At 56.6% G+C, this 25,720-nt stretch carries 20 protein-coding genes; 15 read left to right on the top strand and 5 right to left on the bottom strand.

The window, feature by feature from the left end:
- The first annotated feature begins 54 nt into the window (after positions 1-54).
- The 8 genes from QZR14_RS09555 (at position 55) to QZR14_RS09520 (ending at position 10,831) form a co-directional block, all read left to right on the top strand.
- Positions 55-1,680 (top strand): ABC transporter substrate-binding protein, encoded by a 1,626-nt coding sequence (locus tag QZR14_RS09555; protein WP_311996425.1) that lies wholly within the window; start codon positions 55-57, stop codon positions 1,678-1,680.
- A 300-nt stretch (positions 1,681-1,980) separates the two neighbouring features.
- Entirely contained in the window at positions 1,981-3,579 is a 1,599-nt protein-coding gene (locus QZR14_RS09550) for an ABC transporter substrate-binding protein (RefSeq protein ID WP_311996424.1), read from the top strand.
- A gap of 175 nt (positions 3,580-3,754) precedes the next feature.
- The gene (locus QZR14_RS09545; RefSeq protein WP_250607098.1) at positions 3,755-5,176 is read left to right on the top strand and encodes an OprD family porin; all 1,422 of its coding nucleotides are present in this window, start codon (positions 3,755-3,757) and stop codon (positions 5,174-5,176) included.
- A 78-nt stretch (positions 5,177-5,254) separates the two neighbouring features.
- A complete protein-coding gene (locus tag QZR14_RS09540) occupies positions 5,255-6,850 on the top strand; it encodes an ABC transporter substrate-binding protein (protein ID WP_311996423.1) in 1,596 nt (531 codons plus the stop codon).
- Positions 6,851-6,923: 73 nt separating this feature from the next.
- Entirely contained in the window at positions 6,924-7,934 is a 1,011-nt protein-coding gene (locus tag QZR14_RS09535) for an ABC transporter permease subunit (RefSeq protein ID WP_007917620.1), read from the top strand.
- Between the two features lie 11 nt (positions 7,935-7,945).
- Positions 7,946-8,872 carry an ABC transporter permease subunit gene (locus QZR14_RS09530; RefSeq protein ID WP_311996422.1) on the top strand — a complete coding sequence of 309 codons (927 nt, stop codon included), beginning with the start codon at positions 7,946-7,948 and terminating at the stop codon, positions 8,870-8,872.
- Between the two features lie 10 nt (positions 8,873-8,882).
- Positions 8,883-9,851, top strand: coding sequence for an ABC transporter ATP-binding protein (locus tag QZR14_RS09525; RefSeq protein WP_095125386.1), 969 nt, complete (start codon positions 8,883-8,885; stop codon positions 9,849-9,851).
- Entirely contained in the window at positions 9,851-10,831 is a 981-nt protein-coding gene (locus tag QZR14_RS09520; protein WP_007917625.1) for a peptide ABC transporter ATP-binding protein, read from the top strand. The genes QZR14_RS09525 and QZR14_RS09520 overlap by 1 nt, the downstream gene beginning before the upstream one ends.
- Before the next feature lie 209 nt (positions 10,832-11,040).
- Here the strand turns inward: QZR14_RS09520 and QZR14_RS09515 are convergent, their stop codons facing one another.
- Complete coding sequence (locus QZR14_RS09515) at positions 11,041-11,298, bottom strand: hypothetical protein (protein ID WP_250607095.1); 258 nt, start codon at positions 11,296-11,298, stop codon at positions 11,041-11,043.
- A gap of 156 nt (positions 11,299-11,454) precedes the next feature.
- Positions 11,455-12,648, bottom strand: coding sequence for an MFS transporter (locus QZR14_RS09510; protein ID WP_311996421.1), 1,194 nt, complete (start codon positions 12,646-12,648; stop codon positions 11,455-11,457).
- A 220-nt stretch (positions 12,649-12,868) separates the two neighbouring features.
- Here QZR14_RS09510 and QZR14_RS09505 point away from each other — a divergent pair, with 220 nt between their 5' ends.
- Entirely contained in the window at positions 12,869-13,246 is a 378-nt protein-coding gene (locus QZR14_RS09505; RefSeq protein ID WP_311996420.1) for a DUF6124 family protein, read from the top strand.
- A gap of 831 nt (positions 13,247-14,077) precedes the next feature.
- Positions 14,078-16,645 carry a nucleotide-binding protein gene (locus tag QZR14_RS09500; RefSeq protein WP_311996419.1) on the top strand — a complete coding sequence of 856 codons (2,568 nt, stop codon included), beginning with the start codon at positions 14,078-14,080 and terminating at the stop codon, positions 16,643-16,645.
- Between the two features lie 35 nt (positions 16,646-16,680).
- Here the strand turns inward: QZR14_RS09500 and QZR14_RS09495 are convergent, their stop codons facing one another.
- Positions 16,681-18,264 (bottom strand): peptide chain release factor 3, encoded by a 1,584-nt coding sequence (locus QZR14_RS09495; RefSeq protein WP_311996418.1) that lies wholly within the window; start codon positions 18,262-18,264, stop codon positions 16,681-16,683.
- 449 nt (positions 18,265-18,713) lie between these two features.
- Between QZR14_RS09495 and QZR14_RS09490 the strand changes: the two genes are divergently transcribed.
- From QZR14_RS09490 to QZR14_RS09470, 5 genes are all read left to right on the top strand, one after another.
- Positions 18,714-19,403 (top strand): ABC transporter permease, encoded by a 690-nt coding sequence (locus QZR14_RS09490; protein WP_169844036.1) that lies wholly within the window; start codon positions 18,714-18,716, stop codon positions 19,401-19,403.
- A 20-nt stretch (positions 19,404-19,423) separates the two neighbouring features.
- Entirely contained in the window at positions 19,424-20,317 is an 894-nt protein-coding gene (locus tag QZR14_RS09485) for a glycine betaine ABC transporter substrate-binding protein (protein WP_311996417.1), read from the top strand.
- Between the two features lie 12 nt (positions 20,318-20,329).
- Complete coding sequence (locus QZR14_RS09480; RefSeq protein ID WP_007915307.1) at positions 20,330-20,983, top strand: ABC transporter permease; 654 nt, start codon at positions 20,330-20,332, stop codon at positions 20,981-20,983.
- Positions 20,980-22,137, top strand: coding sequence for an osmoprotectant ABC transporter ATP-binding protein OsmV (locus tag QZR14_RS09475; protein WP_016986352.1), 1,158 nt, complete (start codon positions 20,980-20,982; stop codon positions 22,135-22,137). Before QZR14_RS09480 ends, QZR14_RS09475 begins: the two co-directional genes overlap by 4 nt.
- Before the next feature lie 639 nt (positions 22,138-22,776).
- Positions 22,777-23,940: a type III PLP-dependent enzyme gene (locus QZR14_RS09470; RefSeq protein ID WP_007915304.1), complete on the top strand. Its 1,164-nt coding sequence runs from the start codon at positions 22,777-22,779 to the stop codon at positions 23,938-23,940.
- A 273-nt stretch (positions 23,941-24,213) separates the two neighbouring features.
- Here the strand turns inward: QZR14_RS09470 and QZR14_RS09465 are convergent, their stop codons facing one another.
- Complete coding sequence (locus QZR14_RS09465) at positions 24,214-24,954, bottom strand: tetratricopeptide repeat protein (protein ID WP_311996416.1); 741 nt, start codon at positions 24,952-24,954, stop codon at positions 24,214-24,216.
- Positions 24,951-25,631: a Fe2+-dependent dioxygenase gene (locus tag QZR14_RS09460; protein WP_257357006.1), complete on the bottom strand. Its 681-nt coding sequence runs from the start codon at positions 25,629-25,631 to the stop codon at positions 24,951-24,953. Before QZR14_RS09460 ends, QZR14_RS09465 begins: the two co-directional genes overlap by 4 nt.
- Positions 25,632-25,720 lie beyond the last annotated feature (89 nt).

Genomic DNA, 25,720 nt, shown 5'->3' with positions numbered 1-25,720 from the left:
ACTCACGAGGTCGTACCTCACAACTAAAAAATGACAACAAATCATGAGGCCAACATGCTTAAACACGCGGTCATTCCGTTTTTAGTCGGCGCAGGCTTGTTAGCCTCCGCACCTTTCGCATCCGCTGCGACTAACCTGGTGTTCTGCTCCGAAGGCAGCCCGGCCGGTTTCGACCCAGGCCAGTACACCACCGGAACCGACTTCGACGCCTCAGCCGAAACCATGTTCAACCGCCTGACCCAGTTCGAGCGCGGCGACACCGCCGTGATTCCTGGTCTGGCGACCAAGTGGGACATTTCCGATGACGGCCTGACGTACACCTTCCACCTGCGTGAAGGCGTCAAGTTCCACACTACCCCGTATTTCAAGCCGACTCGTGAGTTCAACGCCGACGACGTGCTGTTCACCTTCAATCGCATGATTAACAAGGATGACCCGTTCCGTAAGGCGTACCCGACCGAATTCCCGTACTTCACCGACATGGGGATGGACACCAACATCACCAAGATCGATAAAGTCGACGACCACACCGTCAAGTTCACTTTGAAAGAAGTGGATGCCGCGTTCATCCAGAACATGGCCATGAGCTTCGCGTCGGTACAATCCGCCGAGTACGCAGCGCAGCTGCTGAAAGAAGGCAAGGCTGCCGACATCAACCAGAAGCCGATCGGCACCGGCCCGTTCGTGTTCAAGAGCTACCAGAAAGACTCCAACATCCGTTACACCGGCAACAAGGATTACTGGAAGCCTGAGGATGTGAAGATCGACAACCTGATCTTCGCTATCACCACCGACCCGTCGGTACGTATTCAGAAGCTGAAAAAGAACGAGTGCCAGGTCACCCTGTTCCCACGTCCGGCTGACCTGAAAGCGCTGAAAGAAGACAAATCCCTGAAGATGCCTGACCAGGCTGGCTTCAACCTGGGCTACATCGCCTACAACGTGATGGACAAGGTCAAGGGCAGCAACGAGGCCAACCCACTGGCTGACCTGCGCGTACGTCAGGCGCTGGACATGGCCGTGAACAAGCCGCAGATCATCGACTCGGTTTACCAGGGCGCGGGCCAACTGGCCGTCAACGCCATGCCGCCGACCCAGTGGTCTTACGACACCACCATCAAGGACGCCAAGTACGACCCTGAGAAAGCCAAACAGCTGCTCAAGGAAGCCGGCGTCAAGGAAGGTACCGAGATCGTCCTGTGGGCGATGCCGGTTCAGCGTCCGTACAACCCGAACGCCAAACTGATGGCTGAGATGCTCCAGTCCGACTGGGCCAAGATCGGCTTGAAAGTGAAGATCACCAGCTACGAGTGGGGCGAGTACATCAAGCGTTCCAAAGGTGGCGAGAACCAGGCCATGATCATTGGCTGGAGCGGTGACAATGGTGATCCGGACAACTGGCTGAACGTGCTGTTCGGTTGCGACTCGCTCAGCGGCAACAACTTCTCCAAGTGGTGCGACAAGAAGTTTGACGGCCTCGTCAAAGAAGCCAAACGCACGACCGACCAGGCCAAGCGCACCGAACTGTACAAACAGGCGCAACACGTTCTCAAAGATGCAGTCCCTATGACACCTATCGCTCACTCGACGGTGTACCAACCCATGCGCGCCAACGTGCAGGACTTCAAGATCAGCCCATTCGGCTTGAACTCCTTCTACGGCGTCAGCGTCAGCAAATAAGGCATTGCAACGGCGACGTTTTTAACGTCGCCGTTGTTTTACCTGCCGGGAAGTTAGGAAATTGCCTACAGCCAATTCCGCCGTGGATTACCGCCGCGGTATAGGACGCGTCGCCTTTTCCTACGAGCTTTAAGGCATTTACGCATTTACTGCCAGAACCGCGGCCCCTACCGTCGGGTACTGACCAGTGTCTGCGTGGGCTACCGGTTTGCCGTACGCACTGGATTGAGCTCAATGCTGCCAAAACGTCTCCGGATGAGACGACGGCGCATTGAACAACACTAAAAAAGAGGGAGCGTCATGCGCCATACCTTGATTTATTCCGCACTGCTGGGTGCCGGCCTGTTGGCCGCATCGTCCGTCAGTTTCGCCGCCAGCAAAAGTCTGGTGTTCTGCTCTGAAGGCAGCCCGGCAGGTTTTGATACCGCGCAGTACACGACAGCGACGGATAACGACGCCGCCGAACCGATCTACAACCGTCTGGTTGAGTTCGAAAAAGGCGCGACCAACGTCGTCCCGGGCCTGGCAACCACGTGGGATATTTCCGAGGATGGTCTCAAGTACACCTTTCACCTACGCGAAGGGGTGAAGTTTCATACAACGCCGTACTTCAAACCGACCCGCGACATGAACGCCGATGACGTGCTGTTCACCTTTAATCGCATGCTGGATGCCCAGCAACCTTTCCGTAAGGCTTATCCCACGGAATTCCCGTATTTCAACGGGATGAGCCTGAACAAGAACATCGCCAAGGTCGAGAAGACCGGGCCGCTGACCGTGGTGTTCACCCTCAACAGCGTCGACGCCGCGTTCATCCAGAACATCGCCATGAGCTTTGCCGCCATCCTGTCCGCCGAATACGCCGACAAGTTGCTGGCCGAAGGCAAGCCGAGCGACATCAACCAGAAGCCGATCGGCACCGGGCCGTTCGTGTTCAAGAGTTATCAGAAAGACTCGAACATCCGTTACACCGGTAATAAACATTACTGGGACCCGAGCCGGGTCAAACTCGACAACCTGATCTTCGCGATCAACACCGACGCCTCGGTGCGCGTGCAGAAGCTCAAGGCTGGCGAATGCCAGATCACCCTGCACCCGCGCCCTGCCGATGTTGAAGCGCTGAAGGCGGACCCGAAACTGCAATTGATCTCCAAACCGGGTTTCAACCTCGGTTACATCGCCTACAACGTGCGGCACAAGCCGTTCGACCAGCTCGAAGTGCGCCAGGCGCTGGACATGGCGGTGAATAAACAGGGGATTCTCAACGCTGTTTATCAAGGCGCCGGTCAACTGGCCGTCAACGCCATGCCGCCGACCCAGTGGTCCTACGACGACAGCATCAAAGACGCCGCTTACAACCCGGAAAAAGCCAAAGAGCTGCTCAAGGCTGCCGGCGTCAAGGAAGGCACCGAGATCACCCTGTGGGCGATGCCGGTGCAACGTCCGTATAACCCGAACGCCAAGCTGATGGCCGAAATGCTCCAGGCGGACTGGGCCAGGATCGGTCTGAAAGTGAAGATCGTCAGCTACGAATGGGGCGAGTACATCAAACGCACCAAAAATGGCGAGCACGACATCAGCCTGATCGGCTGGACCGGTGACAACGGCGATCCGGACAACTGGCTCGGCACGCTGTACAGCTGCGACGCTATTGGTGGCAACAACTACTCCATGTGGTGCGATCCGGCTTACGACAAGCTGATCAAAGAGGCCAAGGTCGTCACTGACCGCGAGCAGCGCACCGTGCTCTACAAGCAGGCTCAGCAATTGCTTAAACAGCAAGTGCCGATCACGCCTGTCGCCCACTCGACGGTCAACCAACCGTTAAGCGCCAGGATCGAAGGGTTCAAAGTCAGCCCGTTCGGTCGCAACGTGTTCTCGGGTGTCGGTATCGATTAAACCAGATGATTAGCCGCAATGCTGGGGGGCGCTGTCTAGCCCCTCACGCAAGCGCTTTGCCGAAATTCGTCAATACGGCTTTTTGCAAACGTTTGCGATGTGTGAACGAGTTCTAAACCAATAACCGGCATACCAAAAAAAGCCGGCATAAAAAGAAAGTAAAGGAGCTTCACCCATGAAACTGAGCAGCACCGCGATACTGGCCCTGGCCATCAGCAGCGTCACCGCCACGGCGTACGCAGAACCTGCAAGTCAGGAGTTCGTCCCTACCACGTTGGCCGGCAGTAGCGCCCAAAGCGAGGCCAAAGGCTTTATCGATGGACAAAGCCTGGGCGGCACAACCCGTAACTGGTACGCCAACGAACTGAAGCGTCGTGACGACCGTTTCAGCTACGTGAAAAACAGCGACAAGAACACTTCGCCAGTGGTCAAGACACCGACCCCGCGTCGTATCAACTGGGTGCAAGGCACCATCGTCAACTACACCTCGGGCTTTACCCAAGGCACCGTTGGCGTCAGCACTGAAGTCGCCGCTTACAACGCAATTGTCCTGGACCGTGACCGCAAGGACATCGCCGGCGGTTCCAACCGTACCCTGGCGCACTCCGACGGCGACGCTGTCGACCAGTGGAGCAAACTGGGTCTGGCCAACGTCAAGCTGCGTGTCTCCAACACCACGCTGACCGCCGGTCGTCAGAACTTCAGCACCCCGATCGTTGACGTCATCGGCAACCGTCCGCTGCCTTCGAGCTTTGAGGGTATTACCCTGCACAGCGAAGAGTTCAACAACCTGTCGTTCGACCTCGGTGGCTTCGACCGTGTTTCGCCACGTACCGAGCAGAGCCTGTCGAAATTCCGCACCGAGTACTCGGCCACTGGCGTTGAGACCGACAAGGTCTACATTGCTGGCGTCAACTACCAGCCGTTCAAGAGCCTGAAAACCAGCCTGTACGGCTCCAACGTCGAAGACTTCTGGAACCAGTACTACTTCGGCGCCACCCACGAACTGGGTGACAGCCAGGTCCTGAGCCTGACCACCGGTCTGAACTACTACAAGACCGTCGACGAAGGCAAAAAGCTGATGGGCGAGATCGACAACGATACCTACTCGCTGTCGCTGGGTCTGGCGCACCAGGCTCACAGCCTGACTTTCTCGTACCAGGAAGTGAATGGCGACACCTACTTCGACTACCTGCATGAAACCAACGGCATCTACCTGGCCAACTCCCTGCTGTCGGACTTCAACGGCCCGAACGAGAAGTCCTTCCAGATCGCTTACGGCATCAACATGGCCGAATACGGTGTGCCAGGCCTGAAGTTCAACATCTACCAGGCTCGCGGCTGGGGCATCGACGGTACTCACTACCGTGGTACTGCCTACACCGACCCGGGCGCCAAGCGCGGCGATCTGAGCCTGATGGACGGCGAAACTCACTACGAATACGGCATCGGCGCTTCCTACGCCGTGCAAAGCGGCCCGCTCAAAGCCACCGCAATTCGCGCGACGTACACCACGCACCGCGCCAGCGAGAATCAGGCTGACGGCAACATCAACGAGTTCCGTCTCGTGACCACGATTCCATTCAACATCCTGTAAAAAACGCCAGCCGACGGCTGACTCATGATGAGTCGGCCGTTCGGCTTTTTGTCTTCAACCGATTGCAGAGGGTTATCGATGAAAATGCTTCCCCTACGTGCGGCCATCGCGGCTGCGTTGCTGAGTGTCGCTGTCGGCGTCTCGGCCAAACCCTTGGTGGTCTGCACCGAAGCCAGCCCGGAAGGCTTCGATATGGTCCAGTACACAACTGCAGTCACGGCGGACGCTGTGGCCGAAACCATCTTCAATCGCCTGGCTGACTTCAAGCCCGGCACCACTGAAGTGATCCCGGCACTCGCCGAGTCCTGGGACATCAGCGAAGACGGCCTGACCTACACGTTCCACCTGCGCAAAGGCGTCAAGTTTCACACCACCGAATACTTCAAGCCGACCCGCGACATGAACGCCGACGACGTGGTCTGGAGCTTCCAGCGTCAGCTGGACCCGAATCACCCGTGGCACAAACTGTCGAGCGTGGGCTTCCCGTACTTTGAAAGCATGGGCTTCAAGGAACTGCTGAAAAACGTCGAAAAAGTCGACGACAACACCGTCAAGTTCACCCTGACCCGCCGCGAAGCGCCGTTCCTGGCCGACATCGCGATGGCGTTCTCCTCGATTTACCCGGCCGAATACGCCGACCAGTTGCTCAAGGCCAACAAGACCGGCGACCTGAACAACAAGCCGATCGGCACCGGCCCGTTCATCTTCCAGCGTTATGCAAAAGACGCGCAGGTGCGTTTCAAGGCCAACCCGGATTACTTCCGTGGCAAGGCGCCGGCTGACGCGCTGATCCTGGCGATCGCCACCGACAACAACGTACGCCTGCAAAAGCTCAAGGCCAACGAGTGCCAGATCGCCCTGTATCCGAAACCGGATGACATCCCGAGCATCAAGAAAGACAGCAATCTGAAAGTCGATGAACTGGATGCGATGACCGTCTCGTACGTCGCCATGAATACCCAGCACAAGTACATGAGCGACGTGCGTGTGCGTAAGGCCATCGACATTGCCTTCGACAAGGAAGCCTATGTCAACGCGCTGTTCGGCAAAGGCAATGCGTCGGTCGCGGTCAACCCGTACCCGCCGACCCTGCTCGGCTACAACCACGACCTGAAGAACCCGCCACGCGACCTCGACAAGGCCCGCGCCCTGCTCAAGGAAGCCGGGGTTCCGGAAGGCACCACCTTCACCCTGTTCACCCGTAACGGCGGCGGTCCGACCAACCCCAACCCGATGCTCGGCGCACAGATGATGCAGGCTGACCTGGCGAAAGTCGGGATCAAGATCGACATCCGTGTGATGGAATGGGGCGAAATGCTTAAACGCGCCAAGGCCGGCGAACACGATATGGTCTCGGCCGGATGGGCGGGCGACAACGGTGACCCGGATAACTTCCTGACGCCTATGCTCAGTTGCGAGGCGGCAAAAAATGGCGAGAACTATGCTCGCTGGTGCAACGAGAAATTCCAGGCACTGCTGGATGAAGCACGGGCTAAAGTTGATCCGGCCGAACGCACAAAGCTCTACGAACAGGCGCAAGTGCTGTTTAATCAGGATCAGCCATGGATCAGCATGGCCCACACCAGGATGTTTACCGCAATGCGTAACAATGTAGAGGGCTATCACATCAGCCCTCTCACCACTAATAACTTCGCCACCACCCAGGTGAAGTAGATAAGAAACTCCCGGCCTCCCTGACCCCAGGGAGGCCGGGCACGCCTAACCGGCTGATGAGGTACCACACACGATGTTTAGTTTTATTGCCCGCCGACTGGGGTTGTTGATCCCCACGTTTTTCGGCATCACCTTGCTGACTTTCGCGTTGATTCGCATGATTCCGGGCGACCCCGTGGAAGTGATGATGGGCGAACGTCGGGTCGACCCCGAAATGCACGCTCAGGCAATGGAACGCCTAGGTCTGAACAAGCCGCTGTATGCCCAGTATCTGGACTACATCGGCAAACTGGCTCAAGGCGATCTCGGCGAATCCCTGCGCACGCGTGAAAGCGTATGGACCGAGTTCACCTCCCTCTTCCCGGCGACCCTGGAACTGTCCATGGCCGCCCTGTTGTTCGCCGGCATTCTCGGTCTTCTGGCCGGGGTGATCGCGGCACTCAAGCGAGGATCGCTGTTCGACCACGGGGTGATGGGCATCTCCCTCGCGGGGTATTCGATGCCGATCTTCTGGTGGGGCCTGATCCTGATCATGTTCTTCTCGGTAAGCCTGGGCTGGACCCCGGTTTCCGGGCGGATCGACCTGCTCTATGACATCGAGCCACGCACCGGCTTCATGCTGATCGATACGCTGCTGGCCGATGACGTCGGTGCGTTCTTCGACGCGCTGCATCACCTGATCCTGCCCGCCATCGTGCTGGGCACCATTCCGCTGGCGGTGATCGCCCGGATGACCCGCTCGTCGATGCTCGAAGTGCTGCGCGAAGACTACATCCGCACCGCCAAGGCCAAGGGCCTGTCGCCATCGCGCGTGGTGTTCGTCCACGGTCTGCGTAACGCGCTGATTCCGGTACTCACCGTGGTCGGTCTGCAAGTCGGCACCCTGCTGGCCGGTGCGGTCCTGACCGAAACCATCTTCTCCTGGCCCGGCATCGGTAAATGGCTGATCGAAGCCATCGGCGCCCGGGACTACCCGGTTGTGCAAAACGGCATCCTGTTAATCGCCTGCCTGGTGATTCTGGTCAACTTCGTAGTGGACATCCTCTACGGCTTTGCCAACCCACGCATCCGTCATCAGCGCTGAGGTCAATAACCATGAGCACTCCAACATCCTCAGTAGCCACCGCTGCTTCCACCGCGGATCAAAGCCTGCTGTACCCGTCGCCGTACAAAGAATTCTGGCAAGCCTTCTCCAAGAACAAGGGCGCAGTTGCCGGCCTCATGTTCATGCTGCTGATCATCTTCTGCGCGATCTTCGCGCCATGGGTGGCGCCGCATAACCCGAGCGAGCAATACCGTGACTTCCTGCTGACGCCGCCGGCGTGGCTGGAAGGCGGGCAGTTGCAGTTCCTGCTCGGCACCGATGAACTGGGGCGTGACCTGCTGTCGCGTCTGATCCAGGGTTCGCGCCTGTCGCTGCTGATCGGCTTGTCGTCGGTGGTGATGTCGCTGATTCCGGGGATCCTCCTCGGTCTGTTCGCCGGTTTCTTCCCGAAGATGATCGGCCCGACCATCATGCGTCTGATGGACATCATGCTGGCCCTGCCGTCGCTGCTGCTGGCGGTGGCGATCGTCGCCATCCTCGGCCCTGGCCTGATCAACACCGTGATCGCCATTGCTGTGGTGTCCTTGCCGTCCTACGTGCGTCTGACCCGTGCCGCCGTGATGGGCGAACTGAACCGCGACTACGTGACCGCCGCGCGCCTGGCCGGTGCTGGTCTGCCACGCCTGATGTTCATCACCGTGCTGCCCAACTGCATGGCGCCGCTGATCGTGCAGGCGACCCTGAGCTTCTCGTCGGCGATTCTCGATGCCGCTGCGTTGGGCTTCCTCGGCCTTGGCGTACAACCGCCAACCCCTGAGTGGGGCACCATGCTGGCCTCGGCCCGCGACTACATCGAACGCGCCTGGTGGGTGGTGAGCCTGCCTGGTTTGACCATTTTGCTCAGCGTGCTGGCAATCAACTTGATGGGCGACGGCCTGCGCGATGCGCTGGACCCGAAACTCAAGAACGCCGCCTGAGGAGATTCCCATGTCACTGCTAGAAATCAAGAATCTCAACGTTCGCTTCGGCGACAAGACCGCGACCCCGGTGGTCGACGGCCTCGACCTGAAAGTCGACAAAGGCGAAGTACTGGCCATCGTGGGCGAGTCGGGTTCGGGTAAATCCGTGACCATGATGGCGCTGATGGGCCTGATCGAGCATCCCGGCATCGTCACCGCCGACTCGCTCAGCTTCGACGGCAAAGACATGCTCAAACTGAGCAATCGTCAGCGTCGGCAAATCGTCGGCAAAGACCTGTCGATGGTTTTTCAGGATCCGATGACCGCACTGAACCCGAGCTACACCGTCGGTTTCCAGATCGAAGAAGTGCTGCGCCTGCACCTGAAAATGTCCGGCAAGCAAGCACGCAAACGTGCGATCGAGCTGCTGGAAAAAGTTGAAATCCCGGGCGCTGCGAGCCGTATGGACGCCTACCCGCATCAACTGTCCGGCGGTATGAGCCAGCGTGTTGCGATCGCCATGGCGATTGCCGGCGAGCCGAAACTGCTGATCGCCGACGAACCGACCACGGCACTCGACGTGACGATTCAGGCGCAGATCATGGACCTGCTGCTGGCATTGCAGAAAGAACAGAACATGGGCCTGGTGCTGATCACTCACGACCTCGCGGTCGTGGCTGAAACTGCCCAGCGCGTCTGTGTGATGTACGCAGGTCAAGCCGTTGAAGTCGGTCAGGTGCCGCAACTGTTCGACATCCCGGCGCACCCGTACAGCGAAGCCCTGCTCAAGGCGATTCCCGAGCACAGCCTCGGCGCCTCACGCCTGTCGACCCTGCCGGGCATCGTTCCGGGCCGCTACGACCGTCCACAGGGTTGCCTGCTGTCGCCGCGCTGCCCGTATGTGCAGGACAGCTGCCGCGCGCAGCGTCCAGGTCTTGATCCGAAAAGCCACAGCCTCGCCCGCTGCTTCTTCCCGCTCAACCAGGAGGTGGCGTAATGGCCGTCGTACTTACCGCCCGCGACCTGACCCGTCACTACGAAGTTTCCCGTGGCCTGTTCAAGGGCCATGCGACCGTACGCGCACTGAACGGCGTGTCGTTCGAACTGGAAGCCGGCAAGACTCTCGCTGTTGTGGGTGAGTCGGGCTGCGGCAAATCCACCCTCGCCCGTGCTCTGACACTGATTGAAGATCCATCGTCCGGCTCGCTGAAAATCGCCGGCCAGGAAGTCGCCGGTGCCGACAAGGCGCAGCGCAAGCAACTGCGCAAAGACGTGCAGATGGTCTTCCAAAGCCCATACGCGTCGTTGAACCCTCGGCAGAAAGTCGGTGATCAGCTCGGCGAGCCGCTGCTGATCAACACCAACCTCTCCGCCGCCGAGCGTCGCGAGAAAGTCCAGGCGATGATGAAACAGGTCGGCTTGCGCCCTGAACACTATCAGCGCTATCCGCACATGTTCTCCGGCGGTCAGCGTCAGCGTATCGCCTTGGCCCGGGCGATGATGTTGCAACCGAAAGTGCTGGTGGCGGACGAACCGACTTCGGCATTGGACGTGTCGATTCAGGCGCAGGTGCTGAACCTGTTCATGGATCTGCAGCAGGAGTTCAACACCGCTTACGTGTTCATCTCGCACAACCTCGCGGTGGTGCAACACGTGGCCGATGACGTGATGGTGATGTACCTCGGTCGCCCGGTGGAGCTGGGGCCGAAGAACGACATTTACGAGCGTCCGTTGCACCCGTATACCCAGGCGCTGCTGTCGGCGACCCCGACCATTCACCCGGACCCGAACAAGCCGAAAATCAAGATCGTCGGCGAACTGCCTAACCCGCTGAACCCGCCGCCAGGTTGCGCTTTCCACAAGCGCTGCCCGTATGCGACCGAGCGGTGCAGCACGGAAGAGCCGGCATTGCGCCAGCTCGACAGCCGGCAGGTGGCTTGCCACTACGCCGAGCAATTCCTCGACGGCGCGGCGTAAGCAAACCCGGAGACCGACACAAAACCTGTAGGAGCTGTCGAGTGAAACAAGGCTGCGATCTTTTGATTGTCAGAATCGGAATCAAAAGATCGCAGCGTGCCGCAGCTCCTACAGGGATCGTGTTTATTCAGGGATAAAGTGTTGAGCAAACCCCTTCCGCCCCGATTGCGCATCAGTCGAGGCAGAAGGGGTTTTCTTTTGCCTGCGATTTACGTCTGGCTGTCACCGTCTTCATCGTCGGAATCCGGATCATCGGTAGTCGAGTCGTCATCATCGGCACTGCCACCCTGCCCCTGATCGCCCGGTTCGGACTCGGACTTGGCGAGCATCAAGCCGCTATGCCCGACCTGGCCGTTAAAGGCCTGGGAGTCGTGATCCTCGCACTCGGCCCAGGCCGTCGCGCTGCCGAGGGACAGCATGACCATCACTTTCAACAGCAATAAAACCCGTAGCAACCTGCTTTTCATAGCCGACTCCATCCATTTTCAGGTGAGACATTCGTGCCTGACTGGCGCTGTGTGAAATCTAGTTCCGATCCATCGGGTTCACCAGATAGGACGCTTACGAGCCGGCAGAAATGCCCTTCACCGACAGACAGGTTTCGAATAATGCCTATCGCCGGATCAACTAAGCGGGCGCGTGGCTTGCCACGTCAAGGGGAGCGACATCAGCACCAACACAGTGCTGGCCAGCCAGACACTGTGGCCACCGAAGTTGCCGTATAACTGACCGCTGAGCACCGGCGACAGCAACGCGCTGGCACTCCAGCTCATAAAGAACAGGCCAAAGTACTGACCGCTTTTGCCACTCTGCGCAAACTGCATCGCCAGCACATTCAGCGGCGGCATGAACAACGCCTCGCCCAACGTCCAGATCACCGTCGACAGACAGACGAACGCCAGCCCGGAACCGAACGGCAACATGCCCAGCCCGCACGCCAGCAGCAAACTACCCGCGAGCATCTGCCGACGCGTACCCCAGCGCTCGCCCCAGTGCGACAGCGGAATCTGCAGCGCGATCACCAGCAGCGCATTAAGCCCGAACTGCCAGCCGATCGCCTCGGTGCTCAACTGATAGTAATCACGCAGATAGTTACCCAGCGTGCTGTAGACCGTGTCGAACGCGATCCCAAGAACAGCCGTCGCCGCCAGCAGCCACAGGAAGGGCTTATCGCGATACGGCGTCCCCGATCCCCCTGCACTGGCCATCGAGGGTTCGTCATTGATCAGTACCGGCCGCCGCCACGTGGTGCGAACAAACCACAGCAGCGCCAGCAACGTCATCGCCGCACTGCCGAAAAACACCCAGCGAAAATCCGTCTGCGCCAACACCCCGCCCGCCACCCCGGCGGCGGCCATGCCCAGATTGCGCGCCACCCGGCTCAAGGCCTGCGCACGCGAACGCTGCGCCACCTCGCAATATTCCATGATCAGCCGCTGATGCAGGGTGCGGATAGCCCCATCGAGCGTCCCGCTAAGCAACAACAATGCAGCGAGCAACGGCACTTGCGTGACCAGCCCCAGCAGAATCAACACCCACACCGAAATGAAAAACAGTGCCGCCGTCAGCCGCGCCGTGCGCACATGATCGCTGAGCCAGCCACCGAGCATCGACCCCACCAGCAAACCCGCGCCGTAAGCCGACAGCAACCAGCCCACCGTCTCGATCGCCAGCCCCAGCTCCTGACGCAAGTACAACGCCATGAACAGCTTGACCATGCTGCTCAGGCGATTGATGAACAACAGCGCCGCGAGCACCCAGGCCATCACGCCGAAATAACCGTCGAGGCGTAGCAGGTGAGTCAGTCGACTCGTCATTCAATTGATCCTTGAAGGCTGCGTGAGCTTCGAACAGTAGAGATTTGAAGTTGAGTTGTCGCGGAAAAGACAAAATCTGTAATCAAACCAACACAACTAAATATTGGTGTTTCGCCATCCTTCTTTGCATAACACAAACAAATCTTTTCTTTACATCGGCCTGCAACGACAACACGATCCGCGTTGACAGGAGTGGCTTCCTAACCTCAGGAGCTTCACCATGATCAAACTACCACCAAACCCGCCAGAAGATTTCCCCAAGACCGATGCCACCTCTCCCTACGAATCACCTGACTCGAAGAAACTCCACGAAGCCGCAAAACGCGCGCTCGACCATTATCTAAATCCATCCAACAATCCCGGCTCGCAACGCAGACGTGCTCCGATGTACGCCGTCGACACGGAATACAACAGTGCAGAGCTGCTTGCCAACGTCAGCGAAACGCTGGGGTCGGCCAAAACCATCCCCCTGGATTTCGCAGGCATTCTGCCCCTGTCGTACCGCAGAATACTGCTGGGTATTGCACAGTTGGTGATGCTCAGTGAGCTGGCAGTGAATCGGGTGCTTGATACGCTGGAATTGCCAGACCAGAGTTGATTGTCTCCGGCCGCGCAATGTCTGCTCTGATCTCAGAGCAGCAGGCCCACATCAGATATCGAGATTTGACAAGCGTTACAAACCCCGCAGCTCTCGCTACGGGGTTTCGATATACCGATTCAACATTTCAATGCTCAGTGTACCCATAGCTTCAAGTCAGGCCAGCACGAGTTAACTCAACACCGTATTGGAGAATCTCCCATTTTTTTTCGTTCCATTCGATTTAGCGCGCGAACGTACAGTGATCGGTACTCGACCTTTCCGGCGGCGCCTCGTACAGTATGCTGCGTGACAAATACCGATCGCGAAGGGTCCTAGCTTGTTGGCGAGCAAGCTAGAAACAAAAAATTATCGGCGAAAGAAAAGTCAAACAAGCACAATGAAAAATAAAGCCTGAACTTTTAAAAGGAGTTAAATTTTGCCTCACGCACAAAACATTATTGAGTTCAAAAAGGCTTTTGCATGCGGAAGTGACCTAGTCGAAACATATTGCCGACTAATAGCTATAGAACTAAAACTTTCCGACATCGCTCCGACGAAAAGCCATGACATAATCAACAAACTGCAGAACCTCTCTAAAACGTCTGCCGGACGGCCGCACGCAGGCGCACTTAATACTAGAATATCGGAGCTAAAAGCAGCATTCAGTAAGATACACGTAGAATCAAAAAAAGGCACAGGAACTCTACCTTCGTATTCCTACCCCACAATTCGATATACGCGCTATCTGAATGACTGGACATCAAAAACCACACCCACAACTAATATCACCGCACTTAATAACATAGCAAAAAATACAATTGCTACGCTTAAAGCGTTAGGGAGAGGCGTATGAGAACCTTATCAGAGCTGCTAGAGAGAATTAGAGAAACATACCAAAATGCGCTGGTAAGCTTTAGCTTTCCCACGATATATATAATCGTATCAAGTCCAGAATTCGAAAACCTTGATGAAGCTCAGCGAGTGTCGCTGATTGTAAATAACTGCGAAATAAACGAAGAAGAATTATCAAGAATAATTGAAAGCAGTTCATCTCAGCTCCTTCTGCTAACAGAGCTGGAACTTCAAGAAGACTACAGCTTTCTATTAACTACCGACTCGAACAATCACTGGCTTTCTCAGCACAACTTATGCTTTAAGGAAAACATACAGCACAAAAATACTGAGAACATTAACACTATACATTTTTATGGCCAAAAAGGTGGCCAAGCCCGCTCCTCCGTCGTAGGCGCTTTAGCTAGGGATCTAGCGGACAACGGGCATAAAGTTTTAGTCATTGACGCAGACATTGAAGCGCCCACTCTCCATACAATTTTCGGCATTGAGAACATTCAAATCGAAAACTCTCTAATGGGTTATTCAGGCTGGGCGGGAGAGCCTAGCTATACATCAAACCCTGCAATCCCTGGAGTTTATTTCATAGGTTGCCGCCCAACAGATCAAGCATGGGAAATGGACTATGAAGCTTTTTCGCTTCGATGCGCACTCGACCCTAAGTCATTATCAGACATATTTCTAAAAATCTTAGACATTGACAGTATTAAATCTGGAGAATTTGACACGATCTTAGTGGACCACCGAACCGGAACCACAACTTCTGTCATTCCCATAATCAGCACAATTCCAGGCCCCTGTGTAATATTTAGTCGCCCAGACAATCAAACAACTTGGTTGCAGGGAATAAAAACCTTACTGTCTTTCAACCCTAAAAATCCGGGGGCATATGTATCTTTTTCTCTTGATAGTTTGAAAAAGAAGGGCAGCACCACTGAATCAGAAGCAGAATTCAAAGAAAAACTTTTAGAAATTCTATCTGAAGCTTTAGCAGTGGAGGCTGAAGATCCGGAGCCTTTACCTACTGACGTGCTTGAACGCTTCTATATCCCATGGATATATGACAGAGCATTCTTTAACAGTTCACTCCCTAAAATATCACAACTTCAGACTGAAAATATTTACGCATTAAATCAACTAAAAGAAATATTAGGGATTAACAAACCCTCTATAAAGCCAGTCCAACTCGAGGCCAAGCCACAAGCGAAAACATCCTCATCTGGCATTATCGACCAGACTTGGTTTGTTGAATCAGACATGACCCGGTCAATTCTGCAACAAGACTCCAACCTAAATTATATATTCGGTAGAAAAGGAACTGGGAAAAGTCGTCTTTTCAAAGAGTCAGTTGAGCGCGGAATTGGGTTGCCTCTGCTTTCACCCAGCGAATATGGCCAAATAGACCCAAACATACCAAATAGTTCCGACACCTATATAAAAACAATACTAAATAAAATTAATGACGATTACGAAACTTTTTGGTGGGCGCTAATATCTGCGCGCCTTGAAGCAGAAAAATCCAACATTCAATACAAATCAATCCTACAAGGGTACGCTCGCTTATCTTACGAACAGCTTGCTCAAGATGTCACACCATTACAAGTTGCAGAAAAACTCAAAAGCAGAAAAATAAATCTACTTGTGGATGGCCTTGAGACCGCTGTTCCCTCTACAAAACTTAAGCGATTTGTAGAAGGCATAATATTGTGCATGAACACTGTGCAGAACAGTAGCGACTTCCGACAGCGACTAAGCATTAGACTTTTCATCCGTGTTGACCTAGCAATCGGAAGTCAAAATATCGAGCAACAAACTTCTGGTCGAAAGATTGATCTTTATTGGGATGAGCAGGCTCAAATGAATTACGCTCTAGCCTGTTTAGCGTCTAATTCATGGGTTCAACGCAGCTTTCCAGAAACTATAAAGGAAATCGAAAAACACAAACAGGATATTTGTCTTGGCAAACTTTCCACAGAAGACTGCGAGTCTTTTTTATTGCAAATATTTCCCGAAAATCTACGCCGCAGCAATATAAAAACCATTACATTCATCAAAACCTACTTCCGCGACGCTTCATCTCAAGACAACGAGCATCTCGCAACGTTCTACCCGAGATTATTCTATAACTTCATAGAGTCGCTATTCGCACACCTTCAAAAGCTGCCTAACCCTGTTGATGAAAATGGAAAGATAGAACAATCATCTATATTTGAATCATACGATACAGCGGCGAACAACTTTATCAACGATGCTAAACAAGAGTTAGCGCACGCGATAACCTTAGACCCCGAACTTACAGAGAACCTTAGAAAGGTTAATCTCCTACTCGATGCACTTAAAGGCAAGGCTACACCATTTACATTAGACTCACTAGCTCAAAAAATTCACTCAGACATTGCTTCCTCGATAAGCGAAGAGGCAATTAAAGGCGCACTACGCACAATGAAAGACATGGGCTTCTTTGAACAAACGCCTAAGGATGTATCCAAGTGGCGTGCAGGCCGCGTCTATAAATCTGCGCTAAAAATGAAATTTGTTAGAGGGATAAAAGCCAAAGAAAGTTAAAAAAAAGGGCAGCCCTTGGGCTGCCCTTTTTTATTTTAATGATGCTCACGCGTCGCGCGGAATTTCACATCCGGCCAACGCTCTTCCATCAACGCCAGGTTAACCCGCGTCGGCGCCAGGTAAGTCAGGTGACCACCGCCATCGACCGCCAGGTTCTCCACAGCCTTGTTGGAAAACTCCTCAAGCTTCTTCTTGTCGCTGCACTCAATCCAGCGTGCGGAGTACACAGTAATCGGCTCATACGAGCACTCAACCTTGTATTCCTCCTTCAAACGGCTGGCGACCACATCAAACTGCAGCACACCGACGGCGCCAAGAATGATGTCGTTGCTGCGCTCCGGGAAAAACACCTGCGTTGCGCCCTCTTCGGCCAACTGCTGCAGACCCTGACGCAACTGCTTGGACTTCAGCGGATCACGCAGACGCACACGACGGAACAGCTCCGGCGCAAAGTGCGGAATACCGGTGAAACCAAGGGTTTCACCTTCACTGAAGGTGTCGCCAATCTGGATCGTACCGTGGTTGTGCAGACCAATGATGTCGCCGGCGTACGCCTCTTCCAATTGCTCACGTTCGGAGGAGAAGAACGTCAGGGCGTCGCCGATGCGCACGTCCTTGCCGGTGCGCACGTGGCGCATCTTCATGCCTTTCTCGTACTTGCCCGAGCAGATACGCATGAACGCGATGCGGTCGCGGTGTTTCGGGTCCATGTTCGCCTGGATCTTGAAGATGAAGCCCGAAAACTTCTCTTCCACCGGCTCGACGGTACGCTCATTGGCCACACGGGCCAGCGGACGCGGTGCCCAATCAACAACGGCGTCAAGTACATGGTCAACACCGAAGTTGCCCAGTGCGGTACCGAAGAACACCGGGGTCAGTTGACCGTCAAGGAATTCCTGCTGGTTGAATTCGTGGCAGGCGCCCTGCACCAGTTCCAGCTGTTCGATGAAACGCTCGTACTCGTCGCCCAGGTGTGCGCGCGCCTCGTCGGAGTCGAGTTTTTCGATGATCTTGGTTTCGGTGCGTTCGTGACCGTGACCGGCGGTGTAGACAATGATGTAGTCATCCGCCAGGTGGTACACGCCCTTGAAGTCGCGGTAGCAACCGATCGGCCAGGTGATCGGCGCAGCCTTGATCTTCAGAACGGCTTCGATCTCGTCGAGCAGTTCGATCGGGTCGCGAATATCACGGTCGAGTTTGTTGATGAAGCTGACGATCGGCGTGTCACGCAGACGGCAGACGTCCATCAGCGCAATGGTCCGCGGCTCTACACCTTTACCGCCGTCGAGGACCATCAATGCCGAGTCGACCGCCGTCAGGGTGCGGTAGGTGTCTTCGGAGAAGTCTTCGTGGCCCGGGGTGTCGAGCAGGTTGATCATGTGTTCGCGATACGGGAACTGCATGACCGACGTGGTAATGGAAATACCCCGTTGCTTCTCCATCTCCATCCAGTCGGATGTCGCATGGCGATCGGATTTACGGGATTTCACCGTACCGGCCACTGCAATCGCCTTGCCCATCAACAGGAGCTTTTCGGTGATCGTGGTTTTACCGGCATCGGGGTGGGAAATAATGGCGAAAGTGCGGCGTTTCGCGACTTCGGCGGCCTGGTTGGTCATGGGAAATCGCCTGGCGGTGATTCAAAAAAGGGCGGCGAGTATAGCTTAAAAAGTAACCGCCGAACCACCGTCCCTCGGGCCCGCAAAACCCTGTAGGAGCTGCCGCAGGCTGCGATCTTTTGCTCTGTTGCGCTAGAACAAAGTCAAAAGATCGCAGCCTTCGGCAGCTCCTACAGGTGGCCAGATGGCATCTTATGTGGGAACCTTTTAAAGCACGGAGACGTCCATCCCCTGTTACGAATTTTCGTCAGGGGCTGAAAAATCAGCAAGTTAGCCTGACGAGGCTGCGCTCATGGCTCGCTTTCAGACCGCTTTTTGCCGGTGCTGAGGGAGCTGCTTCTCGCGAACGTTTATTCCCGGCAGCCATGTATGGCATGCCACACGGGAGAGCGTTCGCCGACTACAAGAAAAGGAGTCCGCCTGTGGCTATCCGCTATGGCAAAGGGCTGATGGGAGGTGCGGTGGTGATCGCGCTCCTGGCCCTGCTGGTCCACTGGATCGGCATCAACACGATCGAACACTACCGCGACGATTTGTTGTTTTACCTGCAAGCTCATCTGATTCTCGTCCTCGCTTCAATGCTGGCCGCCCTGGTCGTGGGCATCCCCGCCGGTATCTTCCTCAGTCGCCCGACCATGGTCGGCCGCGCTGAACGCTTCATGCAGATCTTCAATATCGGTAACACCGTGCCTCCGCTGGCCGTGCTCGCGATTGCCCTGGGTGTCCTCGGCATCGGCAGTGGCCCGGCGATCTTCGCTTTATTCCTCGCCTCCCTGTTGCCGATTGTGCGCAACACCTATGAAGGCCTGAAAAACGTGCAGGGCTCGCTGAAAGAAGCGGCCGTCGGCATCGGCATGACCCCACGCCAGGTGCTGTGGAAAGTCGAATTGCCCAACGCCGTGCCGATCATCGTCGGTGGTGTGCGTGTCGCGCTGGCAATCAACGTCGGCACCGCGCCGCTGGCCTTCCTGATCGGTGCCAACAGCCTCGGCAGCCTGATCTTCCCTGGCATCGCCCTGAACAATCAGCCGCAACTGCTGCTCGGCGCCGCGTGCACCGCGCTGCTGGCCTTGCTGCTCGATGGCGTCGTCACCCTCGCCAGCCGCCTCTGGCTGGAACGCGGTTTGCGCCCGTCTTAAGGCTTTGTGAAGGAATACCTATGAAACGATTGAGCTTGATTCTGGGCTGTATCCTGCTGTTCGCAGGCGTCGCCCAAGCCGCTGAAAAACCGGTTATCCGCCTCGGCGCACGAGTATTTACCGAGCAGACCCTGCTCGCGGAAATCACCGCGCAATACCTGCGCAGCAAAGGCTACGACGCGCAAATCACCGGTGGTCTGGGCAGCAACCTCGCCCGCAGCGCCCACGAAAGCGGGCAGCTGGACATGCTCTGGGAATACACCGGCGTGTCGCTGGTGGCCTACAACCATGTCACCGAAAAACTCGACAGCGCCCAGTCCTACGCCCGGGTGAAAGAACTCGACGCGAAAAAAGGCCTGGTCTGGCTGACCCCGTCGAAATTCAGCAACACCTACGCCCTCGCGCTGCCGAAAAAAGTCGCCGAGGAAAATCCGCAGATCAACAACATCAGCCAGTTGAACGAAGTGCTGCGCGCCGAGGCCAAGACCAATCACCTGGTGGCGCTGGACACCGAGTTTGCCAACCGCTCCGACGGGCTGATCGGCATGGTCGATCTCTACGGCATGAACCTGACCCGCAAGAACATCCGTCAGATGGACGCGGGGCTGGTCTACACCGCGCTGCGCAACGGCCAGGTGTTTGCCGGTCTGGTCTACACCACCGACGGTCGCCTCAATGCCTTCGGCTTGAAGCTGCTGGAAGACGACAAACACTACTTCCCCGACTACACCGCCGCACCGGTGGTGCGTCAGGCGTATCTGGACGCGCACCCGCAACTGGCCGAGCAACTCAAGCCACTGGCCGAACTGTTCGATGACGAGACCATGCGCCAACTCAACGCGCGGGTCGATGTCGATCACGAAAGTCCGTCGAAAGTTGCCGCCGATTTCCTGCGCCAGCACCCACTCAACTAAGGAGGAAAAGTCATGGAATTTCTGAACGCCTTTTCCCACCTCGACTGGCAGCAGGTGATGCACCTGACCTGGCAGCACATCACCCTGGTCGGCATCGCCGTAACCCTGGCGATTGTCGTTGGCGTGCCGCTGGGCATTCTGATGACCCGCTTTCCGACCCTCGCAGGCCCCTTGCAAGCCAGCGCCACAGTGCTGCTGACCGTGCCGTCGATTGCCCTGTTCGGCCTGCTGCTGCCGTTCTACTCCAAGTTCGGTCAGGGCCTTGGCCCGATGCCAGCGATCACCGCCGTGTTCCTTTATTCGCTGCTGCCGATCATGCGCAATACCTACCTCGCATTGACGGGCGTCGAACCGGGCATCCGTGAAGCCGCGCGCGGCATCGGCATGACCTTCGGCCAGCGCCTGCGCATGGTCGAACTACCGATCGCCGTGCCGGTGATCCTCGCTGGTGTGCGCACCGCCGTGGTGATGAACATCGGCGTGATGACCATCGCCGCGACCATCGGCGCCGGCGGCCTCGGTGTGTTGATCCTCGCTTCCATCAGCCGCAGTGACATGTCGATGCTGATCGTCGGCGCACTGCTGGTCAGTCTTCTGGCCATTTTCGCTGACCTGTTTCTCCAATGGCTGCAACGCTCGTTGACTCCAAAAGGACTCCTTAAATGATCGAACTTCAAAACCTCAGCAAAACTTTCCAAAGCAACGGCAAAGATGTCAAAGCCGTGGATTCGGTAAGCCTGACCGTCAATGAAGGCGAAATCTGTGTGTTCCTCGGGCCATCGGGTTGCGGCAAAAGCACCACGCTGAAGATGATCAACCGCCTGATCAAACCGACCTCGGGCAAGATCCTCATCAACGGTGAAGACACCACCGACCTCGACGAAGTGACCCTGCGCCGCAACATCGGCTACGTGATCCAGCAGATTGGTCTGTTCCCGAACATGACCATCGAAGAGAACATCGTCGTCGTGCCGAAACTGCTCGGCTGGGACAAACAGAAATGCCACGACCGCGCCCGCGAATTGATGAGCATGATCAAGCTGGAGCCCAAGCAGTACCTGCATCGCTATCCGCGTGAATTGTCCGGCGGCCAGCAACAGCGCATCGGCGTGATCCGCGCACTGGCGGCCGATGCGCCGTTGCTGCTGATGGACGAACCGTTCGGTGCGGTCGACCCGATCAACCGCGAGATGATCCAGAACGAATTCTTCGAGATGCAGCGCGCGCTGAACAAGACCGTGATCATGGTCAGCCACGACATCGACGAAGCGATCAAATTGGGCGACAAGATTGCGATCTTCCGCGCCGGCAAACTGCTGCAGATCGATCATCCGGACACGCTGCTGGCGCATCCGGCGGACGACTTTGTCAGCAGCTTCGTCGGCCAGGACAGCACGCTCAAGCGTCTGTTGCTGGTGAAGGCAGAAGATGCGGCGGACAACGCGCCGTCGGTCAGCCCGGAGACGCCAGTGGCCGACGCGCTGGAATTGATGGACGAGCATGACCGTCGCTACGTGGTGGTCACCTGTGCCGAGAACAAGGCGCTGGGGTATGTGCGTCGTCGCGACCTGCACCGCCAGACCGGCACTTGCGCGCAGTTCCTGCGTGAGTTCAACGCCACGGCGGCGTACGACGAGCATTTGCGCATCCTGCTGTCGCGCATGTACGAGTTCAACCGCGCGTGGTTGCCGGTGATGGACGCCGAGCGGGTGTTCCTCGGTGAGGTCACGCAGGAGTCGATTGCGGCTTATCTGAGTTCGGGTCGTTCGCGCGGGATGAAGACCAGTATCGTCTCGCCGGCTGAAGCCGTCGTCGCGTAAAACACGAAACCTGTGGGAGCGAGCCTGCTCGCGAAAGCGCAATATCAGTCAACAATGATGTTGGCTGTGAAAATGCCTTCGCGAGCAGGCTCGCTCCCACAGGATCTGGGTGATTTTTTCTTCATTCGCCTAGCGGAAAAGAATCTCAACACCTGCGGACCGGACAGCATGTAAGAGACAACCCGCGAAACAGCCAAAATCCCTTTCAAACCCTCCTCACGCGGCCAACGTCGCCGATGTTGCGCCCATCACACTTACCCACGACTTGGCCGACAAAAGCCGCGAACGTGCAGGTATTTTTAACACTGAAAAAATCCCGGGGAACATCTGCCCGTCATCTCGGTCGGCTACAAAGAGTGATGAACGCGACGCACGTCAGAAGCGTGCAAAAACGCGACATTTTTAGTTGATCTCACGCCCCTCACGCCCTAAAGTTCGCGCCGAACGTCCATGCTGGAAACGATCCATCCGGCTCAAGTACTGACGACGAGACAGCAAGGCCAAGGGAAAAGCTGCACATCCCATGGCCTTTTTGCTTTCGGCGACATGCCTTGGGAAGTAGGCGAACCAAAGTGGGGATACGGAGGACGTTCATTTGCACCCATTGATTAACGACGTTTGCCACTAGGAGTCCCAAGTATGTCGATCCAGGTCGAAGACTATTTCGCGCGCGCTACATTCGACAAAATGAAAGCGTTCGCCGACAAACAGGAAACCCCGTTCGTGGTGATCGACACCGCGATGATCGCCCAGGCCTACGATGACCTGCGCGCCGGTTTCGAATTCGCCAAGGTCTACTACGCGGTCAAGGCCAACCCGGCCGTCGAGATCATCGACCTGCTCAAAGAAAAAGGTTCGAGCTTCGACATCGCCTCTATCTATGAGCTGGACAAGGTGATGGATCGTGGCGTCAGCCCGGACCGTATCAGCTACGGCAACACCATCAAGAAATCCAAGGACATCCGCTACTTCTACGAGAAGGGCGTGCGTCTGTTCTCCACCGACTCCGAAGCCGACCTGCGCAACATCGCCAAGGCTGCCCCGGGCTCGAAAGTCTATGTGCGCATTCTCACCGAAGGCTCGACCACGGCTGACTGGCCACTGTCGCGCAAATTCGGCTGCCAGACCGACATGGCCATGGACCTGCTGATTCTCGCTCGCGACCTCGGTCTGGTGCCTTACGGCATCTCGTTCCACGTCGGTTCGCAACAACGCGACATCAGCGTCTGGGACGCAGCGATCGCCAAGGTCAAAGTGATCTTCGAACGCCTGAAAGAAGAAGACGGCATCCATCTGAAGCTGATCAACATGGGCGGTGGCTTCCCGGCCAACTACATCACCCGCACCAACAGCCTGGAAACCTACGCCGAAGAAATCATCCGTTTCCTGAAAGAAGACTTCGGTGATGACCTGCCGGAAATCATTCTCGAGCCGGGCCGTTCGCTGATCGCCAACGCCGGCATTCTGGTCAGCGAAGTGGTACTGGTTGCACGCAAGTCGCGCACCGCCGTCGAGCGTTGGGTGTATACCGATGTGGGCAAGTTCTCCGGCCTGATCGAAACCATGGACGAAGCGATCAAGTTCCCGATCTGGACCGAGAAGAAAGGCGAGATGGAAGAAGTGGTCATCGCCGGCCCGACCTGCGACAGCGCCGACATCATGTACGAGAACTACAAGTACGGTCTGCCGCTGAACCTGGCGATCGGTGATCGTCTGTACTGGCTGTCGACCGGTGCGTACACCACCAGTTACAGCGCGGTTGAGTTCAATGGTTTTCCGCCGTTGAAGTCTTTTTACGTATAAGCGCTGAAGCCGTAATGCAAAAAGCCCATGACACGTCATGGGCTTTTTTGTATCTGTGCGTTCGGCTTGAAGTTTTGCGGGGTACTTGAGACCGAGGTCCCTCACCCCAGCCCTCTCCCAAAGGAGAGGGAGCCGACCGAGATGTAAAGCGTCATTCACCGACCGGAGAGACCGTGTCGATTATGGATTCGGCAAAGCACTTTCAGGTCGGCGTAACTCTTCAATATCCCCCGGTCAGTCCCCTCTCCCTCTGGGAGAGGGTTAGGGTGAGGGCTATTGGCACCGAAGCGCATACCGCCCAGCCAACGCCTGAATCTTCGGATCTACAGCACTCGCCAACGTCTGACTCGCCACCCGCAGAAAATTCAGATTGCCGCCCGCCAAGGCTTTCTCAAGCCAATCGACCGCCTCATCAATCAGCCCTTCACCCGCCAATACCGCCGCGAAACTGAACTGCCCGCGAAAATCCCCTCCCTCAGCCGAACGCCGATACCAATCGCGCGCCGCAGCAGGATCCGCCGGGCACACCTGCCCTTCTTCCAGATACCGCCCCAGCAGATTCATCGATTTCGCATGGCCCAGTTCGGCCGCGCGGCGATACAGCGCCAGCGCCTGCAGATGATCCACCGCCACCCCGCGCCCGGTCGCCAACAGATTGGCGAGGTTGTACATCGCCCAATCCAGCCCGGCCTCCGCTGCAATCCGGTAATGCCGCGCGGCAATCGCCGCATCCGCCGCGCAACCCCAACCATGCTCATGACAACGCCCGAACATGTTGCGCGCCATCAGATGCCCGCGCCCGGCAGCGATGCCAAACCAGCGCAGCGCCAGCGCTTGATCCTGGGCGATGCCCTGACCATCCAGCAGGATTTGCCCAAGCAACGCCTGTGCTTCAACTTCGCCCTCGCCCGCCGCCAGCAAAATCGCCTGGGCAGCACGGGCCGGACTTTCGCCGAGCATGGCGCTGAGTTGTTCGCCGCTGAGGACTTCCTCGCGACGCAGTTGGAAACTCATACCTCGACCCAGCGCCGCAGCAGGTTGTGATACGTGCCGGTGAGGCGGATCAGCGAAGGGTGATCAGGCAAGTCCTGCGTGAGCTGCTGAATCGCACCGTCCATCTCGAACAGCAACGCACGCTGGCTATCTTCCCGCACCAGGCTTTGCGTCCAGAAAAACGACGCATAGCGCGCGCCACGAGTGACCGCGTTGACCTTGTGCAGGCTGGTGCCGGGGTACAACACCATGTCGCCGGCCGGCAACTTCACCCGTTGCGTGCCGAAAGTGTCCTGAATCTCCAGCTCGCCGCCGTCGTAATCCTCAGGCTCGCTGAAGAACAGCGTGGCCGACAGATCGGTGCGCACCCGTTCGATGCTGCCCTTGGGCTGGCGCACGGCGTTGTCGATGTGGAAATCGAAACTGCCGCCGGCCGTGTAACAGTTCACTAACGGCGGGAAGACTTTGTGCGGCAGCGCGGCGGACATGAACAGCGGATTTTTCCACAACCGCTCCAGCATCGCCGCGCCGATTTCCTTGGCCAGCGGATGCCCTTCGGGCAATTGCAGATTGTGCTTCGCCTTGGCTGATTGAAAGCCGGCGGTGATCTTGCCATCAGCCCAATCGGCCTGCTCCAGCGCCTCGCGGATACGCTGCACTTCGTCTTTCGCGAACAGTCCGGGAATGTGCAGCAGCATGGCGATGTCACCTGATGGCAAAGAGGCGGCAATGGTATTGATTCTTATTGACCGTGTAAAACCCGAGAGACGAATGAACTGGCAAAAAC

It is taken from the genome of Pseudomonas sp. rhizo66, assembly GCF_031931925.1.
Taxonomy (GTDB): domain Bacteria; phylum Pseudomonadota; class Gammaproteobacteria; order Pseudomonadales; family Pseudomonadaceae; genus Aquipseudomonas.
The sequence above is the reverse complement of the archived record's forward strand: the minus strand, read 5'-3'. Positions and strand labels throughout refer to the sequence as shown.

Coding starts and splice junctions, on each gene's coding strand:
- QZR14_RS09555 (WP_311996425.1), top strand. CDS start 55: ATGCTTAAACACGCGGTCATTCCGTTTTTAGTCGGCGCAGGCTTGTTA.
- QZR14_RS09550 (WP_311996424.1), top strand. CDS start 1,981: ATGCGCCATACCTTGATTTATTCCGCACTGCTGGGTGCCGGCCTGTTG.
- QZR14_RS09545 (WP_250607098.1), top strand. CDS start 3,755: ATGAAACTGAGCAGCACCGCGATACTGGCCCTGGCCATCAGCAGCGTC.
- QZR14_RS09540 (WP_311996423.1), top strand. CDS start 5,255: ATGAAAATGCTTCCCCTACGTGCGGCCATCGCGGCTGCGTTGCTGAGT.
- QZR14_RS09535 (WP_007917620.1), top strand. CDS start 6,924: ATGTTTAGTTTTATTGCCCGCCGACTGGGGTTGTTGATCCCCACGTTT.
- QZR14_RS09530 (WP_311996422.1), top strand. CDS start 7,946: ATGAGCACTCCAACATCCTCAGTAGCCACCGCTGCTTCCACCGCGGAT.
- QZR14_RS09525 (WP_095125386.1), top strand. CDS start 8,883: ATGTCACTGCTAGAAATCAAGAATCTCAACGTTCGCTTCGGCGACAAG.
- QZR14_RS09520 (WP_007917625.1), top strand. CDS start 9,851: ATGGCCGTCGTACTTACCGCCCGCGACCTGACCCGTCACTACGAAGTT.
- QZR14_RS09515 (WP_250607095.1), bottom strand. CDS start 11,298: ATGAAAAGCAGGTTGCTACGGGTTTTATTGCTGTTGAAAGTGATGGTC.
- QZR14_RS09510 (WP_311996421.1), bottom strand. CDS start 12,648: ATGACGAGTCGACTGACTCACCTGCTACGCCTCGACGGTTATTTCGGC.
- QZR14_RS09505 (WP_311996420.1), top strand. CDS start 12,869: ATGATCAAACTACCACCAAACCCGCCAGAAGATTTCCCCAAGACCGAT.
- QZR14_RS09500 (WP_311996419.1), top strand. CDS start 14,078: ATGAGAACCTTATCAGAGCTGCTAGAGAGAATTAGAGAAACATACCAA.
- QZR14_RS09495 (WP_311996418.1), bottom strand. CDS start 18,264: ATGACCAACCAGGCCGCCGAAGTCGCGAAACGCCGCACTTTCGCCATT.
- QZR14_RS09490 (WP_169844036.1), top strand. CDS start 18,714: ATGGGAGGTGCGGTGGTGATCGCGCTCCTGGCCCTGCTGGTCCACTGG.
- QZR14_RS09485 (WP_311996417.1), top strand. CDS start 19,424: ATGAAACGATTGAGCTTGATTCTGGGCTGTATCCTGCTGTTCGCAGGC.
- QZR14_RS09480 (WP_007915307.1), top strand. CDS start 20,330: ATGGAATTTCTGAACGCCTTTTCCCACCTCGACTGGCAGCAGGTGATG.
- QZR14_RS09475 (WP_016986352.1), top strand. CDS start 20,980: ATGATCGAACTTCAAAACCTCAGCAAAACTTTCCAAAGCAACGGCAAA.
- QZR14_RS09470 (WP_007915304.1), top strand. CDS start 22,777: ATGTCGATCCAGGTCGAAGACTATTTCGCGCGCGCTACATTCGACAAA.
- QZR14_RS09465 (WP_311996416.1), bottom strand. CDS start 24,954: ATGAGTTTCCAACTGCGTCGCGAGGAAGTCCTCAGCGGCGAACAACTC.
- QZR14_RS09460 (WP_257357006.1), bottom strand. CDS start 25,631: ATGCTGCTGCACATTCCCGGACTGTTCGCGAAAGACGAAGTGCAGCGT.